Genomic DNA, 15,340 nt, shown 5'->3' with positions numbered 1-15,340 from the left:
ATGTTTGTAGATGTTATCTATTCTCGAGTCGATGATGTATCATACTACTACTTTTAAGCGTTTTTTGACACTTTTGACAAACACAACGAGCTGCATATGAAACAACAAGGTCATAGTGCCACACACGTCATTTATCCGGGAACTTTCGACCCTATTACAAACGGCCACCTTAACCTCATAGAGCGCGCAGCCAAAATGTTCGACTCTATCACTATTGGTGTTGCCGCTAGTCCTTCTAAAAAAACGATGTTCACGCTGGAAGAGCGTGTACAGCTAGTAGAACGCTCTATTAGCCACCTTTCAAATGTCAATGTAGAAGGCTTTACTGGTCTACTAGTCGATTTTGCAAAAGCGCAAAACGCAAACATTCTCATTCGAGGCTTAAGAACTACCGTCGATTTCGAATATGAGTTCGGCTTAACCAGTATGTATCGAAAGCTATTGCCGGGACTAGAAAGTGTTTTCCTTACCCCAGATGACGAGTACGCATTCTTATCCTCTACGATTGTAAGAGAGGTGGCTTTACATGGTGGTGAAATTAGCCGATTTGTCCCTGCTCCCGTTGAACTCGCACTTGCTCAAAAAGCCAAGAAATAATTACTCGAACAAAAGAAAAGAATTTCTATGAACGTATTAATTGTGTGTAAAGGCACGCTACCCCCTGTAACTTATGGTGGTACAGAACGCGTTGTTTGGAGCTTAATGAAAGCGCTTCATCAACTGGGTCATAGCGTTTACATTCTTAACCCTGAACCTATGACATGCGATTGGGCGACATGTATTACCCAGCAACCAAACCTATCTATTGATGAACAAATTCCCGACGAAGTTGATGTCGTTCACTTCCATGTCGGTGGCAGTTGCACTAAAAAGCCTTATGTCATCACTCGTCACGGTAACAACACCGTGGCCCAAAAAAACGATCCTAATTCAATTTTCGTTTCTCAAAAACACGCTCTGAACCATGGTTGTGAAGCCTTTGTATACAATGGCCTAGATTGGAGTGATTATCATCAGCCCAATTTAGAACTGAATAAAAGAGATAACCGCTATCACTTCCTTGGCAAAGCCGCTTGGCGTTTAAAAAACGTGCAAGGCGCAATAGATATTACGAAAAAAGCCAATGTCGCTTTGGATGTTTTAGGTGGACATCGATTGAATTTTAAAATGGGATTTCGCCTCACTTTAGATCGCCATGTTAAATTTCACGGCATGGTTAACAACACAGAGAAGTGTACAGTACTCGAGCGCTCTAAAGGCTTGATCTTTCCTGTTACTTGGGAAGAACCATTTGGCTTAGCCATTACAGAAAGCCTGTTTATGGGGACACCCGTGTTTGCCACACCATATGGTTCACTGCCAGAGTTAATTAACGCGCCAGAGTTTGGCTCATTATCAAATATTGAAGATGAACTAGCGGACGCAATTAAACATGGAAGCTACAATCCAAAACTGTGTCACGAATACGCTCGAGACACGTTTGATCATATTTCAATGGCCAAGGCTTACATAGAGAAGTACGAAAAAGTACTCAATGGAGAAGCTCTGAACCAGTTTCTTTCTGAGCCAGTAAAACAAATAAAAAAATTACCTTACTTTAGATAGAACACCAATTCTGAGTCACTATGAAAGCATTTTGTATCACTTTAAAAGGCTGTGAAGACAGGCAAGAGACAACATTAAACACCCTAAAGAGAATCGGTTTAGATTGTGAGGTTTTCTACGGCGTCGATGCACGTAAAGACACTCATCCTTTATTGGGTCACTTAGATAGCCGCCAGTTTGAATTCAACATGGGACGCCCATGCATCATCGGTGAGGCGGGATGTTATGCGAGCCATTACCTACTCTGGCAAAAATGCGTTGAGCTCAACGAACCTATCATCATTTTTGAAGATGATCTCAGCATTGAAGACGAATTATTCCTAAACACATTGAAGGCCGTTGCCGAAAATATCGAAAGCTGTGGGTATATTCGTCCAGAAAACACTAGTAATCGCGGCATGTTCTACGATGTGAAACAATATGGTTCTCAAAGACTGGTTAAGTATCTAAAAGTACCACAGTGTACAACCTCTTATGCTATCAGCCCTTCGGCGGCACGAGCATTTATTGATGCAAGTAAAACGTTCCAATTCCCTGTAGACGTCTTCCTGCGTAATACCTGGTTGCACAGGCAAGCAATGTTTGGAGTAAGGCAGGCAGGCTTACGTGGAGGCAATAAGCCATCGGTTATTGGTAATAGAAAACGCCAAGGCGATAAAGATTATCTCGTTGCTACAATGAAACTGCTTAATAAAGCAAAAAGTATGACGCTAAATTTAGTGATGAATGGTTACCACCTCATCAAAATGGGCCGAGAATACGGCCCAAAGAAGTTTAATAACTAAAGCAGTTTACTTCTGACATTCCCCGCAGAAGAAGGTATTACGTTGGCCTATTTTCTGCTCTTGGAGAGCTTCGCCACATTCTGGGCATGGCTCTCCGGCTTTTCCGTAAACTAATAACTCTTGTGCGAAATAACCCGGTTTGCCATCTGCTTGGGCGAAGTCTTTCAGTGTGGTTCCGCCTTGTTGGATGGCGATCTCTAGCGTGGCTTTGATGTTCTCCACCAACAATCGCCATTCCTTCTTAGTTAGTTTTCCTGCAGGGCGAGTGGGATGAATGCGTGATTTAAACAATGATTCGTTGGCGTAGATATTTCCGACTCCGACGACGATTTTGTTGTCCATGATGAACTGCTTAATCGCTACGCGCTTACCTTTGGCTTTCTCTGCTACGTAGTCCGCGTTGAACTCTTCAGTTAAAGGCTCTGGTCCCATATTACCTAAAACTGCATGTGGCTCATTGGGTGCGCTCCACAGCCATGCGCCAAAACGACGTGGATCGTTGTAGCGCAGCACTTTGCCATTACTCAGTTTGAGATCCACATGATCGTGTTTTGCTGGAGGAAAATCAGCATCTAACACACGCAGTGAACCCGACATACCTAAGTGAACAATCGCAGTTCCTTCGTCCGTTTCTATCAACAGATACTTAGCGCGGCGACTGATGTTACGAATCACCTGCCCTTCTAGCTTTTTAAGCTCTTGCGGGATATCCCAACGCAGTTTCGGGGTTCTAAATACAAATGCCTTGATCGTTTGGCCAATCATATGTGGGCTGATGCCCATTCGGCTTACTTCAACTTCAGGTAATTCAGGCATTTGATTCTCCAATTCACCGGCTAATAGTTCTCGCTGCTAGCATAATCGAAAAGAAAAACGATAAATAGGGAAGCTTATTAGGGGTATAGGCGCAAAAAGGCTCTACTCTGGCATAAGGTAGTTTTCATCGACGGAGATAGCGACCCATTTGTCTTGCCAGGTTTTAAATAGCCAAAAATCAGGTAAACGAAAGAAAGTCACCCGCTGCGGCTCTTCGAGATCCTGATACCAAACTTCTACCGTTTCAGGTACCGCCAGGTTAGGTTTTAAATGATCGTACTGTTCTGAGGTAAGCTCGGTCCCTTCCAATGATTGCCAGCGTGATACAAGTTCACTGATCGGTGCATCAACTTTGATGTTGGATTGCCACCGTCCATCATGCAGCTCGAACTCCCAGCCACTATAGTACAAAGACTCCACCGTATAGTCGGAGCGAAGTACATTTGGGTAAGGGTCTGCTTGATCTGTTAATAGGTAAGTTTTGATCCACATTGGCGCATTTAAGATCACTATAAATGCAATAATGCCCAGAATAAGAATATTATTCCATCGGCGGCGACGAGCCGGACTCACACGCATAACCATCTCTACTCTCTTATCGTTATGAGTAAATTACCAAAGAGTATTGAGCTTGACTAGAACAACGGTGTGCAAGTGTGTAGGGAGTGGTGACTAAGCGGCAGAGGCGATCAATCAAAAATTCGAGTATAGAGTCGGACCAGTAGAATAACTTCAGTAGTGCCTTATAACCCGATGACGTACTGAACCTTTTCTTCAGCACTTTTATTCACGTAATAAAAAACCCAACTCGAAAGTTGGGTTTTTCAATTCATCAAAGAGACTGAAACCAATTATTTGATTTTTGCTTCTTTGTACATAACGTGCTGGCGAACTACTGGATCAAACTTTTTGATCTCAAATTTGCCTGGCATGTTACGCTTGTTCTTATCAGTTGTGTAGAAGTGGCCTGTACCTGCAGAAGATACTAGACGGATTTTCTCACGAACGCCTTTCTTTGCCATTGCTTATTTCCTCTTAAACGTTTTCGCCACGTGCACGCATGTCTGCAAGAACAGTATCAATACCTTTCTTGTCGATGATGCGCATACCTTTAGCAGATAGACGTAGTTTAACAAAACGTTTTTCGCTCTCTACCCAGAAACGATGAGTTTGTAGGTTCGGCAGAAAACGACGCTTAGTAGCATTTCGTGCGTGTGAACGGTTGTTACCCGTTACTGGACGCTTACCAGTTACTTGGCATACTCGTGACATGAATGTCTTCTCCAAAATCGTTTCAGCTCGATATCAACCTTGGTGGCCGAACCTCTCTATCTCTCGAAAAGAAGTTAGAGGTTAAGAACCGCTATGGAAAATCCATACAAGGCTATCAAAGGTCGCGCATTATACTAACTTGATATGCATTGCTCAAGACCCGAACAGATCCTTTTTACAGGTTTTCGTGATCTTTTTTTAGACAGCAGATTTTTTTAGCAGTCCAAGCTGAATTCAGTTAAAAATTTAGTGGCGTGGATGATAGCAGATTTTTAGCAACTAACAACCTAAAAAACGCACAGTTATATCCAGCCTCTTTCAGCAAAAGAGACACTTTCCCCATCTCCGATGACGAAATGGTCCAAAATACGAATATCCACCAATGCTAATGCGTCGGTGAGACGCCTTGTAATCCTTCTGTCAGCTTGGCTCGGCTCAGCGACGCCTGAAGGATGATTGTGCGCTAGAATCAAAGCCGCCGCGTTATGATGCAGAGCACGCTTGACGACTTCTCTCGGATACACCGACGCTGCATCCAACGTTCCTTCAAATAAAATTTCATCTTTTATCACTCGGTGCTGGTTATCGAGAAAAAGAATATAAAAAGCCTCTCTTTGCCGATCCCTTAAAATAGAAGACAGATATAACTTAGTTTGGTCGGGGCTGGTTAAGGCATCACCACGCTTTAGCGTCTCCGCCAAGTAACGTTGTGTCATTTCTAGTACCGCTTGCAACTGAACATACTTGGCTTGCCCCAATCCTTTGTGATGACAAAACTCTTGCTCTGATGCTGAAAATAGTTGTCTGAGCGAACCAAAGTCTTGAATAAGGAAGTCTGCAAGCTCAATCACGTTCATTCCGCGGGTGCCTGTGCGCAAGAAGATGGCCAGTAGCTCAGCATCGGTCAAAGCTTGCGGCCCTCGTTGCAGTAGCTTCTCTCTGGGCATGGACTCATTTGGCAAAGCTTTCAGTATCATCTGATGTCTCTTTATATGGAAAGTGTCCCTATTCCACAAAACAAAAAGCGAAAGTCGAGTATGACTTTCGCTTTCTTCGTACTATCAGTGTTTTCCATGCAACTTAACAGTTCATCAGAGTTTAAAGTTGCCAACCAAGCCGTGAATTTCTGTTCCAGACTGTGATAGCTGCGTGCTGATTGACTCGGCATGCTGCAACGTCTCATTAATGTTGTTCACGATCTGTTGAATAGCCACTAAGTTTTGGTTGATGTCTTCTGCAACCGCGCTTTGTTCTTCTGCGGCAGACGCGGTTTGAATACCCATATCTCGAATTGTTCCGATAGAATGATGAACACCAGAAAGAGATTGCTGAATGAGCGCCGATTCTTCCGCCGTTTTGACACCTCTTTTTTGGCTCACCGACATCGTACTGACCGCTCTTGATACACCATTTTGTAGCTGCTTAAGCATGTCACCAATTTCATGAGTACTATTTTGTGTACGACTGGCTAACGAGCGCACTTCATCCGCAACGACGGCAAACCCTCGACCTTGCTCACCGGCTCTAGCCGCTTCAATCGCCGCATTTAGGGCCAACAAATTCGTTTGCTCGGCTATCTCGCCAATCACATCCAGCACTTTGGTTATTTTTTCAGTCTGTAAACTCAACTCAGAAATTGCATCTGACGTGCTGTCTATCTCCGTCACGAGTTCGGTAATGCCTTCTATTGCTTGCTCGACCTCATGCTGAGCAGCGGTGACTTGACTGTTGGCATCGTCAATTGCCTGCGCGGTCGCATTAGTATTGCTGGCTACTTCTTTGGCAGTCATGCTCATTTGCGTCACTGCCGTCACGACTTTGTCCGTCTCTAAACAGTGATCCTGCATTTGACCGCTCGCTTGGCTAGTCTGAGTGTTCAGGCTTTGGGAAACGGTCTGTACTGTCGTCGCAGAGCGATGAATGTCCTGCATCAGTGGGTGCAGCTTATCCATAAAATCATTAAACGCGGCCGCCACTTCACCGACTTCATCCTGACTTTCGACTTTTAAACGAGCCGTTAAGTCACCGCCGCCTGCGGCAACATCTTTTAATGAAGCCGCGACATGTTGTAATGGCTGAATACCTTTAGACACCACGATACTGGTGAGAACACTGGTAATGATCAATCCAATAGCGGAAATCAACACGGCAGATAACGTATGCTCTTTTAGCTCTTGAGTCTTTAACTCTCTGTGCATCGCAACTTGCTGGTCGATGTCATCAATATAAACGCCAGTACCTAAAACCCAGTCCCATTTCGATAGATATTCTGCATAGCCCAACTTAGGCGCTTGTGCGTCAATGGTCGGTTTATGCCACGAGAAATAGAGGAACCCATCCCCTTTTTGAGAAGCGTCAATCAAGCCCGCAATAACTGCGACCCCATTTTCATCTTTTAAGTCGTAAAGGTTTTTACCCTCTAATGCAGGTTTGATGGCGTGCAACGTATTCACACCTTGAGAGTCGTAGGCAAAAAAGTAGCCATCGCTTTCAAAGCGCATGGCTTTCAGAATTTCTTTTGCTGCCTCTTTATTACTTCCATTTACATCCGTGTCGTATAACGGTTTTATCGCCGTCACGCCCATCATCATATAGGCTTGTAACTCTTTCTTTTTCGTTTCGATGAGCTCTTGCCTGTCTCTTGCCAGCTCCGCTTCCAAACTTTTACTGCTGTTGATGTAATACACCACTGAGATCAACGTGGTGATCAACAACAGCGGAATTAGGGTTATCAGCAGCAATTTGTTTCGACTTTTCAACACCATGGTTTCCACTACCTCTTTTTCTTTTCAGACTTGCAAACTCCGCGCAACTTGTCTGTGAGGTAGGCGAGAATTTTCCCTTCCTCGGTCAGATTAATACTCTGGAGTTTGATGTGAATTATCTTCTCGTTATATATGCTCGGGCGGTCAGACTTTGAATTGTGTTAAAATCCGGTCATCAAATTGGAGATCTCACATGCAAACACTAGCAGGAAAGAAAATTCTACTCGGCATCAGTGGCGGTATTGCCGCGTATAAATGTGCGGAGCTAACCCGTCGCCTCATAGAGAGAGGAGCGCAAGTTCAAGTTGTAATGACGAAAGCCGCAAAAGAGTTCATTACCCCTTTAACCATGCAAGCCGTTTCGGGCCGTCCTGTCTCGGACAGTTTACTAGACCCAGCAGCGGAAGCCTCTATGGGCCATATTGAATTGGCCAAATGGGCAGATTTAGTGCTATTAGCGCCCGCGACCGCGGACTTAATCGCGCGCATGTCCGCAGGCATGGGGAACGATTTACTTACTACGCTCGTGCTCGCGACGGATTCCCCTGTTGCTGTTTCTCCGGCGATGAATCAACAGATGTATCGCAATATCGCAACCCAAGAGAACATCGCTACGTTAGCGCGTCGTGGTATGCACATCTGGGGCCCTGCGGCAGGAGAGCAAGCCTGTGGTGATGTAGGACCAGGTCGAATGCTGGAACCAATGCAGCTAGTACAGCTATGTGAACAGTTCTTTCAACCAAAATTGCTAGAAGGTAGGTCGATACTCATTACCGCCGGACCAACTCGCGAAGCGATTGATCCAGTGCGTTACATTACGAACCATAGCTCCGGGAAAATGGGCTATGCATTGGCGAGCGCCGCAGCGCAGATGGGAGCAAAAGTCACCCTCGTGAGCGGTCCTGTCAGTTTAAATACGCCCGTAGGTGTTGAGCGCATAAATGTTTCCAGTGCACAAGAGATGCACGAAGCCGTTATGACACATGCAAACCAGCATGATGCCTTTATTAGCTGCGCTGCCGTTGCCGACTACCGCCCACAAACGATCGCGTCTCAAAAGTTGAAAAAGACAGAAGACAACGACGAAATGGTCATTAATATGGTTAAAAATCCTGATATTGTTGCATCTGTGGCAGCAATGACGGAGAAGCGTCCGTTTACCGTCGGTTTTGCGGCTGAAACCAATGATGTAGAGACCTATGCTCGAGGCAAGTTAACAAAGAAAAACCTCGATATGATCTGTGCAAACGACGTTTCGGTTGCAGGGCAAGGGTTTAACAGCAACGACAACGCAATTACCCTTTACTGGCCTGAAGGTGAACTTGCGCTCGCTTTGGAATCAAAAGAAGCATTGAGCTTTAAAATTCTCGAAAAAATGCATCAATTGATGTAACTAACGTTTGAAAACCCTGCCAATTTTTTACAAAAGCTGGCATAAATTTGGTACAAAAATGACAACTAAGGGTGTTAAATCTCCCATTCCACCCTTAGTGGTCTAGTTTGAGGCGAAATAGCGTCTTATAATCCCCTCCGCTCAACTTTGTATTTTGAAAGGAAGTAACTAATGGCCGGCAGTAAAAAATCCAACCGTCGTGAAGAAATCTTACAAGCATTGGCAGAAATGCTTGAATCAACAGATGGCGCTTCACGCATTACTACGGCAAAACTGGCCAAGCAAGTCGGCGTTTCAGAAGCCGCGCTGTATCGTCATTTCCCAAGTAAAGCGCGCATGTTCGAAGGGTTGATTGAGTTCATTGAAGAAGCCTTGATGACACGTATCAACCGTATTCTAGACGACGAAAAAGATACACTAGAGCGTATTCGTATGGTGATGCACCTTATTTTGGCGTTCTCTGAACGTAACCCAGGTCTGACACGCATTTTGTCGGGTCATGCTCTAATGTTTGAAAATGAACGTCTACGTGAACGCATCAATCAACTCTTTGAGCGTATAGAAACACAATTGCGCCAAATCCTGCGTGAACGTAAGATTCGTGAAGGGAAGTCTTTCCCTGTCGAAGAGCGCATCCTAGCCGCGCAAATTCTGGGACAAGTTGAGGGGAGCCTAAACCGCTTTGTGCGTAGCGACTTTAAATACCAGCCGACTGCAAACTTTGACGAGTACTGGGCGCTTTTGAGTGCACAAATAAAGTAAAAGACTATGAGTAAAGACAAATACACGCAGCCCGAGTTTTCTCTTTCACTTCTTCACCCTCGTAACTGGGGCGTATGGCTTGGTTTTGGTCTGTTGGCCATCCTCGTCAATATTCTTCCTTATCGGCTGCTGCTTTCATTAGGTCGTTCACTCGGCAAACTTGGCATGCGCTACGGTAAAAAGCGTGTCCACGTTGCTCAGCGTAACTTAGAATTGGCCTTTCCAGACAAAACACCTGAAGAGATTCAACATATTGTTGAAGAGAACTTCAAAAATACCGGTATGGCACTGATAGAAACCGGAATCACTTGGTTCTGGCCGACTTGGCGCTTTAAAAACCTGATCGTCGAGAAAGATCTCGGCGCACTGCGTGAAAAAGCCAAAGAAGGTAAAGGCGTCCTACTTTGTTGTGTCCATGCTCTTAATCTAGAGATCACTGCGCGTGCTTTCGCCGTGTTAGGCGTGGCCGGGTACGGCGCGTTTCGTCCGCATAATAATCCTGCTTATAACTTTATCCAGTATTGGGGACGGACACATAACGGCAATAAACTGATTGATCGTAAAGATGTAAAAAAGATGATTCGTGTTTTACGCAGCGGTGAGCGTCTGTTCTATTTACCGGATCACGATTACGGTCGCAAAAAATCAGTATTTGTGCCCTTCTTTGCCGTAGACGATGCGTGTACGACAACAGGCACGAGCATTCTGGCGTATACCTCAAAATGTGCGATCATCCCAGGCTCAGGATTTCGCAATGACGAAGGAAAATACGACATCATCGCCGATAACTGCATTGAAGCCGATTATCCACAAAAAGACGAAGTCGCCGCTGCCGCTTATATGAACAAGTATGTGGAAAAAGTCATTCTACGCGCTCCAGAGCAATGGATGTGGCTCCATAAACGCTATAAAACCATGCAAGATGAGCATGTCGAGAAAGGCATTCGCTATAAGTAAGTGGTCAAGGCGATGAATCCAAAAACAAAAAAGGGCAGATGAATATCCATCTGCCCTTTTTACTTTTTCAGAAAAAGTAACCAATTAAATGCCGTATTCTGCGCGGTACGCTTTGACTGCTTCTAGATGCTCTTTGTCTGTGCCTTTCTCTTCAAGGAAAGTCACAAGGTCAGTCAGGCTAATGATTGAGATGATTGCACAACCAAAGTCACGCTCCACTTCTTGAATCGCAGACAACTCACCTTTGCCTTTTTCTTGGCGGTCAATCGCAACCAACACACCAGCAAGGTCTGCGCCATTTGCTTGAATGATTTCCATCGATTCACGAATCGCAGTACCTGCTGTGATTACGTCATCTACTAGCATGATACGGCCTTCAAGCGCAGAGCCTACAAGGTTACCGCCTTCGCCGTGATCTTTCGCTTCTTTACGGTTGAAGCAGTAAGGCGTGTCGACGTCATGATGATCCGCCAGCGCGACTGCTGTTGTCGTCGCGATTGGAATCCCTTTGTACGCAGGGCCAAACAGCACATCAAACTCAATGCCTGAATCAGCGAGCGCGGCTGCGTAAAAACGACCAAGACGCGCTAGGTCACGACCAGTATTGAAAAGACCAGCGTTAAAGAAGTACGGGCTTTTACGGCCAGATTTCAAAGTAAACTCACCAAACTTAAGAACTTCTTTCTCAAGTGCAAACTCAATAAATTCACGCTGGTATGCTTTCATTATTTTCTCTCTATGTCCTTGGTTTCTTGTGTCTCTTCTCGACAATCATTCATTTCTCTATTGTCGAGATAAAAAAATAGCCCCCATAATGGGAGCTATCTAAATCAATTGGCTAACGCCGCCTTCTGAGCTGCGACAATTTCTGTAATGCCGACTTTCGCCGACTCGAGCAATGCCATCAGCTGTTCGTGACTGAACGGTTCACCTTCTGCGGTGCCCTGAATTTCAATCATCTTGCCTTCTTCGGTCATTACTACGTTCATGTCTGTGTCTGCCGCTGAATCTTCAACGTATTCAAGATCACACAATACTTCGTCGCCTAGTAAGCCGACAGAAACTGCCGCTACGTGGCCTTTCATTGGGTTTGCTTTTAGCTTGCCGCTATCTACTAGGTGTTGGAACGCATCGGCCATTGCAACACTTGCGCCGCTGATAGATGCAGTGCGAGTGCCGCCGTCTGCTTGGATAACGTCACAGTCAACGGTGATCATGAACTCACCCATGGCTTTTAGATCGACAACAGCACGTAGGCTTCGCGCGATAAGACGCTGAATTTCCATCGTACGGCCGCCTTGTTTGCCACTTGCCGCCTCACGACGAGTACGAGAATGTGTTGCTCGAGGTAGCATGCCGTATTCAGCTGTAACCCAGCCTTTACCTTGACCTTTTAGCCAACGTGGCACAGATTCTTCGACGGTCGCATTACACAACACTTTGGTGTTACCGAACTCAACTAGCACTGACCCTTCAGCGTAAGCTGTGTAGTTACGAGTAATTTTGATAGGGCGAACTTGATCCGCCTTGCGATCGTTTGGACGCATGGGCATCTACCTTAAATATGAGGAGAAGACGATTTGGTTGGGCGAAGATTATAACGGAATCGATTCCGGATTCATAGGTTACGCCGCTGGCACAACATAAACAATCCATACATCCCGCGCACCTATCGACGCAGCATGATACACTCTTGAAGTAATTTTCAAAAAATGAAGACAGGAAAATTCGATGATTTACAGTATGACAGCGTATGCACGCAAAGAAGTAAAAGGCGATTGGGGCTCTGCGGTATGGGAAATCCGCAGCGTGAACCAGCGTTATTTAGAAACATACTTCCGCATGCCAGAACAATTTCGCGGGTTAGAGCCCGTTTTACGTGAGCGCTTTCGTAAGCGCTTAGCGCGAGGCAAAGTAGAATGTAATCTGCGTTTTGAAGCAAACCCTGCCGCAAAAGGTGAGCTTAGCATCAATGAAGCGCTTGCTAGCCAGGTAATTAAAGCCGCTGAACAAGTCATGCACATGACTGGTGAACTGAGCCGAATCAATCCATTTCAAGTCATGCAATGGCCGGGGGTAATGGAAACGCCAGAGCAAGACATGGATGCGGTAAATAAAGTGCTACTAGAAGCATTTGATGGCGCAATGGATGAATTTATTGAAGCGCGCGCTCGTGAAGGCGAGAACATGAAGGCGCTGATTGAGCAACGCCTAGAAGCGATCACATCAGAAGTTGTGAAAGTGCGCGCACGCATGCCAGAAATACTAGAGTGGCAACATGAGCGTCTGTTCTCTAAATTTGAAGATGCGAAAGTAGAGCTAGACCCATCTCGCGTTGAGCAAGAGCTAATCCTTCTGGCACAGAAATCAGACGTAGCAGAAGAGCTAGACCGTCTTGATTCTCACGTAAAAGAAACCACAAACATTCTGAAAAAAGGTGGCGCAGTCGGTCGTCGTCTGGACTTCATGATGCAAGAGTTCAACCGTGAATCGAACACGCTAGCGTCGAAATCCATCAGCACCGACATCACCGCATCGGGCGTTGAACTGAAAGTTCTAATTGAACAGATGCGTGAGCAGATCCAAAACATTGAATGATCTAAAAGTCATCGAGTATTGAAACAAAAAAGCCCCGCTAATACGGGGCTTTCTTTTATTCGTCTTTTTCCAAGGTACTGTTATCAACGTAGGGCCAATAATGATGTCCAATTCTGATCAGCAAAGTAGCCGCAGCCAAAATAAACGCAGCCAGAGATAACCACACAACCAAAACTGCATCCAGCTCTTTCATTCCGAGAGTGATATAGCGGGCGATCGCCATCATCGCGATGTAGATAGGATAGCGTACCGGAATTTTACCGTTCATCACGAACTGCTGCACCATGGCGAGCACTTCCAGATAGATAAACATCAAAAGAATATCTGTGAGTAAGACACGCTTCTCTATAAATACGTGCACAAACTCTTGCATCATGGCGTACAACGTCGCCAAGGTAATAGAGACTAATAACACCGCCTCCAAAATATGGAAGATTTTCAGGAAAGGTCGACTAAAGGATTTCGGTAAATTCGACGGCATGGTCCATTATCCAAACAAAGAAAATAGGCCTTGAGTTTAGCATGCAACGATCTTCAATCAATCAGAATAAACATCAGTGCGAATCGACTCCAAGTCCTGGCATTTGCTTATAAAAACGCTCCGCTTATTTGGCGGAGCGCTTTTGTGTTATAGGACCTGTGGCATCACTTACGCCACTTGCTGCTTTTTTTCAGCTACGCGCTTTTTCTTCCGATATTTAGGGTGAGTGATCGGAATCGCAGATAGGAGTTTTTTGGTGTATTCGTTTTGCGGGTTTGCATAAATTTCTTTAGCGCTGCCTGCTTCTACCACTTTACCAAAATACATCACGGCAACTTTGTCAGAGACATGTTTCACCACCGAGAGATCGTGAGAGATAAATATGATCGCCAAATTCATTTCTTGTTGCAGTTGTAGCAATAGGTTCAAGATTTGCGCCTGTACCGACACATCTAACGCAGATACCGATTCATCACAAATCAGTAGTTTAGGCTTCAATGCAATCGCGCGAGCAATACCGATACGCTGCCGTTGTCCGCCTGAAAATTCATGTGGATAACGGTTTACTGCCGTTTCTGGTAATCCCACTTTGATTAAAAGCTCTTTTACCCACTGTTTACGCTCTGTTGGCGTGCCAATTTTATGAATAACAAACGGTTCTTCCAGAATCATACCGATGGTATGACGCTGATTGAGTGACTCCATTGGGTCTTGAAAGACGATTTGCATGTCTTTACGCAGCGAGCGCATCTCTTTAACAGACAATTTAGTGATGTCTTTACCTTCAAAGAAAATCTTACCTTCTGTTGGCTCATATAACTTTAAGATCGTGCGACCAAGGGTGCTTTTACCACAACCTGACTCACCAACTAGCCCCAGTGTTTCACCTTCAGAAACAGACAGTGAAACCCCGTCTACCGCTTTGATGGTGTAGCCTTTCTTGAACAGCCCTTTACCAGAAACAAAGTGCTGCTTAAGATTTTCAATTCTTAATACTTCTTTTGCCATAACATCCTCTTTTATGACTGGTTCACTTTGCCCAGTTAACTGGCAAACATACTGGCATCAATAGGCTTGATATCGATCATCTGCTTCGGCTCATTATCTAAGCTCGGCATCAACCCCATCAAACGCTCTGTGTATGGGTGCTGCGGGTTATCAAACAACTCAAAAATTTCTGCTTTTTCGACAATACGTCCGCCATACATCACGGCAACATCATCACACACTTCTGCCACAACCCCGAGATCGTGAGTGATGAAGATCATCGCCATGCCCGTTTCTTCCTGAAGCTCGTTCATCAGTTCAAGGATAGACGCCTGAACCGTAACATCCAACGCTGTAGTCGGTTCATCACAAATCAGAATATCCGGCTTACAGGCCAATGCCATCGCGATCATGACACGCTGGCGCATACCACCAGATAGGTTATGGGGATACTCATTCAATCGCTTCTCTGGCATTGGAATTTTTACTTTTGCCAGCATCTCAATCGCGTACGCCTCCCGCTCCTTTTTGTCGAGCTCAGGTCGATGGAGCTCAAGCACTTCACATATTTGACGACCAATGGTGTGCACTGGGTTGAGCGCAGTCATCGGGTCTTGGAAGATGATCGAAATGCGATCGCCACGCATGGCGTACATCTCTTCCGCAGGCAAATCAACTAGGTTGGTGCCGCGATAATTCACTTCACCTTTAATGATGTTGCCATATGGCTTAGGTAATAGCCCCATGATCGACATTGAGGTTACGCTCTTACCACTACCTGACTCTCCCACCAGGCCGAGTGTACGTCCAGCTCGCACATCAAAGTTCACACCATGCAGAACCTTCACTGGCCCATCATCGGTGGTAAATTCAACTTCGAGATCTTTAACACTTAGGATTACATCGTTTTCCATAACCA

General features: G+C 45.3%; 18 protein-coding genes. 7 read left to right on the top strand and 11 right to left on the bottom strand.

The window, feature by feature from the left end:
* Positions 1-96 precede the first annotated feature (96 nt).
* Genes coaD through NL643_RS10725 form a run of 3 tightly spaced genes read left to right on the top strand, consistent with a single transcriptional unit; the run spans position 97 to position 2,390 of the window.
* A complete protein-coding gene (coaD, locus tag NL643_RS10735) occupies positions 97-597 on the top strand; it encodes a pantetheine-phosphate adenylyltransferase (RefSeq protein ID WP_045368180.1) in 501 nt (166 codons plus the stop codon).
* 27 nt (positions 598-624) lie between these two features.
* Positions 625-1,605: a glycosyltransferase gene (locus tag NL643_RS10730; RefSeq protein WP_213964885.1), complete on the top strand. Its 981-nt coding sequence runs from the start codon at positions 625-627 to the stop codon at positions 1,603-1,605.
* Between the two features lie 20 nt (positions 1,606-1,625).
* A complete protein-coding gene (locus NL643_RS10725; protein WP_213967901.1) occupies positions 1,626-2,390 on the top strand; it encodes a glycosyltransferase family 25 protein in 765 nt (254 codons plus the stop codon).
* Between the two features lie 6 nt (positions 2,391-2,396).
* Here NL643_RS10725 and mutM read toward each other — a convergent pair whose 3' ends face one another.
* The 6 genes from mutM to NL643_RS10695 form a co-directional block, all read right to left on the bottom strand.
* Positions 2,397-3,206, bottom strand: coding sequence for a bifunctional DNA-formamidopyrimidine glycosylase/DNA-(apurinic or apyrimidinic site) lyase (gene mutM / locus NL643_RS10720; RefSeq protein WP_104975754.1), 810 nt, complete (start codon positions 3,204-3,206; stop codon positions 2,397-2,399).
* A gap of 102 nt (positions 3,207-3,308) precedes the next feature.
* A complete protein-coding gene (locus tag NL643_RS10715) occupies positions 3,309-3,785 on the bottom strand; it encodes a hypothetical protein (protein WP_025998646.1) in 477 nt (158 codons plus the stop codon).
* A gap of 272 nt (positions 3,786-4,057) precedes the next feature.
* Positions 4,058-4,228 (bottom strand): 50S ribosomal protein L33, encoded by a 171-nt coding sequence (gene rpmG, locus NL643_RS10710; RefSeq protein WP_004410866.1) that lies wholly within the window; start codon positions 4,226-4,228, stop codon positions 4,058-4,060.
* 13 nt (positions 4,229-4,241) lie between these two features.
* A complete protein-coding gene (rpmB, locus tag NL643_RS10705) occupies positions 4,242-4,478 on the bottom strand; it encodes a 50S ribosomal protein L28 (RefSeq protein WP_005384783.1) in 237 nt (78 codons plus the stop codon).
* A 302-nt stretch (positions 4,479-4,780) separates the two neighbouring features.
* Positions 4,781-5,455 (bottom strand): DNA repair protein RadC, encoded by a 675-nt coding sequence (radC, locus tag NL643_RS10700; RefSeq protein WP_213972354.1) that lies wholly within the window; start codon positions 5,453-5,455, stop codon positions 4,781-4,783.
* Positions 5,456-5,569: 114 nt separating this feature from the next.
* Positions 5,570-7,243 carry a methyl-accepting chemotaxis protein gene (locus NL643_RS10695; RefSeq protein ID WP_253644394.1) on the bottom strand — a complete coding sequence of 558 codons (1,674 nt, stop codon included), beginning with the start codon at positions 7,241-7,243 and terminating at the stop codon, positions 5,570-5,572.
* 193 nt (positions 7,244-7,436) lie between these two features.
* Here NL643_RS10695 and coaBC point away from each other — a divergent pair, with 193 nt between their 5' ends.
* The 3 genes from coaBC to NL643_RS10680 all read left to right on the top strand — a co-directional run bounded on the left by coaBC (position 7,437) and on the right by NL643_RS10680 (position 10,355).
* Entirely contained in the window at positions 7,437-8,636 is a 1,200-nt protein-coding gene (gene coaBC / locus NL643_RS10690) for a bifunctional phosphopantothenoylcysteine decarboxylase/phosphopantothenate--cysteine ligase CoaBC (protein WP_025768318.1), read from the top strand.
* A gap of 171 nt (positions 8,637-8,807) precedes the next feature.
* A complete protein-coding gene (gene slmA, locus NL643_RS10685) occupies positions 8,808-9,398 on the top strand; it encodes a nucleoid occlusion factor SlmA (protein WP_005379386.1) in 591 nt (196 codons plus the stop codon).
* Positions 9,399-9,404: 6 nt separating this feature from the next.
* Complete coding sequence (locus NL643_RS10680; RefSeq protein WP_025768317.1) at positions 9,405-10,355, top strand: Kdo(2)-lipid IV(A) acyltransferase; 951 nt, start codon at positions 9,405-9,407, stop codon at positions 10,353-10,355.
* Positions 10,356-10,439: 84 nt separating this feature from the next.
* Here the strand turns inward: NL643_RS10680 and pyrE are convergent, their stop codons facing one another.
* Together pyrE and rph are read right to left on the bottom strand one after the other, a co-directional pair.
* Complete coding sequence (pyrE, locus tag NL643_RS10675; RefSeq protein ID WP_005384778.1) at positions 10,440-11,081, bottom strand: orotate phosphoribosyltransferase; 642 nt, start codon at positions 11,079-11,081, stop codon at positions 10,440-10,442.
* 104 nt (positions 11,082-11,185) lie between these two features.
* Positions 11,186-11,902: a ribonuclease PH gene (rph, locus tag NL643_RS10670; protein ID WP_031780917.1), complete on the bottom strand. Its 717-nt coding sequence runs from the start codon at positions 11,900-11,902 to the stop codon at positions 11,186-11,188.
* Between the two features lie 184 nt (positions 11,903-12,086).
* Between rph and NL643_RS10665 the strand changes: the two genes are divergently transcribed.
* Positions 12,087-12,953: a YicC/YloC family endoribonuclease gene (locus NL643_RS10665; RefSeq protein WP_253644376.1), complete on the top strand. Its 867-nt coding sequence runs from the start codon at positions 12,087-12,089 to the stop codon at positions 12,951-12,953.
* A 55-nt stretch (positions 12,954-13,008) separates the two neighbouring features.
* On the opposite strand, the gene NL643_RS10660 is transcribed toward NL643_RS10665, so the two are convergent.
* From NL643_RS10660 to NL643_RS10650, 3 genes are all read right to left on the bottom strand, one after another.
* Positions 13,009-13,434 carry a phosphate-starvation-inducible protein PsiE gene (locus NL643_RS10660; protein ID WP_104979941.1) on the bottom strand — a complete coding sequence of 142 codons (426 nt, stop codon included), beginning with the start codon at positions 13,432-13,434 and terminating at the stop codon, positions 13,009-13,011.
* A gap of 168 nt (positions 13,435-13,602) precedes the next feature.
* Positions 13,603-14,442 carry an ABC transporter ATP-binding protein gene (locus NL643_RS10655; RefSeq protein WP_005379372.1) on the bottom strand — a complete coding sequence of 280 codons (840 nt, stop codon included), beginning with the start codon at positions 14,440-14,442 and terminating at the stop codon, positions 13,603-13,605.
* Positions 14,443-14,477: 35 nt separating this feature from the next.
* Positions 14,478-15,335, bottom strand: coding sequence for an ABC transporter ATP-binding protein (locus NL643_RS10650; RefSeq protein ID WP_080960121.1), 858 nt, complete (start codon positions 15,333-15,335; stop codon positions 14,478-14,480).
* Between the last annotated feature and the right edge of the window lie 5 nt (positions 15,336-15,340).

It is taken from the genome of Vibrio sp. Y42_MX_L11 (assembly GCF_024181785.1).
GTDB lineage: Bacteria > Pseudomonadota > Gammaproteobacteria > Enterobacterales > Vibrionaceae > Vibrio > Vibrio diabolicus.
The sequence above is the reverse complement of the archived record's forward strand: the minus strand, read 5'-3'. Positions and strand labels throughout refer to the sequence as shown.

What these genes read in the sequence shown, in the direction of transcription:
- NL643_RS10695 (WP_253644394.1), bottom strand. Translation starts at nt 7,243, where the DNA reads ATGGTGTTGAAAAGTCGAAACAAATTGCTGCTGATAACCCTAATTCCG.
- rpmB (WP_005384783.1), bottom strand. Translation starts at nt 4,478, where the DNA reads ATGTCACGAGTATGCCAAGTAACTGGTAAGCGTCCAGTAACGGGTAAC.
- rph (WP_031780917.1), bottom strand. Translation starts at nt 11,902, where the DNA reads ATGCGTCCAAACGATCGCAAGGCGGATCAAGTTCGCCCTATCAAAATT.
- pyrE (WP_005384778.1), bottom strand. Translation starts at nt 11,081, where the DNA reads ATGAAAGCATACCAGCGTGAATTTATTGAGTTTGCACTTGAGAAAGAA.
- NL643_RS10715 (WP_025998646.1), bottom strand. Translation starts at nt 3,785, where the DNA reads ATGCGTGTGAGTCCGGCTCGTCGCCGCCGATGGAATAATATTCTTATT.
- radC (WP_213972354.1), bottom strand. Translation starts at nt 5,455, where the DNA reads ATGATACTGAAAGCTTTGCCAAATGAGTCCATGCCCAGAGAGAAGCTA.
- coaBC (WP_025768318.1), top strand. Translation starts at nt 7,437, where the DNA reads ATGCAAACACTAGCAGGAAAGAAAATTCTACTCGGCATCAGTGGCGGT.
- NL643_RS10730 (WP_213964885.1), top strand. Translation starts at nt 625, where the DNA reads ATGAACGTATTAATTGTGTGTAAAGGCACGCTACCCCCTGTAACTTAT.
- coaD (WP_045368180.1), top strand. Translation starts at nt 97, where the DNA reads ATGAAACAACAAGGTCATAGTGCCACACACGTCATTTATCCGGGAACT.
- rpmG (WP_004410866.1), bottom strand. Translation starts at nt 4,228, where the DNA reads ATGGCAAAGAAAGGCGTTCGTGAGAAAATCCGTCTAGTATCTTCTGCA.
- NL643_RS10665 (WP_253644376.1), top strand. Translation starts at nt 12,087, where the DNA reads ATGATTTACAGTATGACAGCGTATGCACGCAAAGAAGTAAAAGGCGAT.
- slmA (WP_005379386.1), top strand. Translation starts at nt 8,808, where the DNA reads ATGGCCGGCAGTAAAAAATCCAACCGTCGTGAAGAAATCTTACAAGCA.
- NL643_RS10660 (WP_104979941.1), bottom strand. Translation starts at nt 13,434, where the DNA reads ATGCCGTCGAATTTACCGAAATCCTTTAGTCGACCTTTCCTGAAAATC.
- mutM (WP_104975754.1), bottom strand. Translation starts at nt 3,206, where the DNA reads ATGCCTGAATTACCTGAAGTTGAAGTAAGCCGAATGGGCATCAGCCCA.
- NL643_RS10725 (WP_213967901.1), top strand. Translation starts at nt 1,626, where the DNA reads ATGAAAGCATTTTGTATCACTTTAAAAGGCTGTGAAGACAGGCAAGAG.
- NL643_RS10655 (WP_005379372.1), bottom strand. Translation starts at nt 14,442, where the DNA reads ATGGCAAAAGAAGTATTAAGAATTGAAAATCTTAAGCAGCACTTTGTT.
- NL643_RS10680 (WP_025768317.1), top strand. Translation starts at nt 9,405, where the DNA reads ATGAGTAAAGACAAATACACGCAGCCCGAGTTTTCTCTTTCACTTCTT.
- NL643_RS10650 (WP_080960121.1), bottom strand. Translation starts at nt 15,335, where the DNA reads ATGGAAAACGATGTAATCCTAAGTGTTAAAGATCTCGAAGTTGAATTT.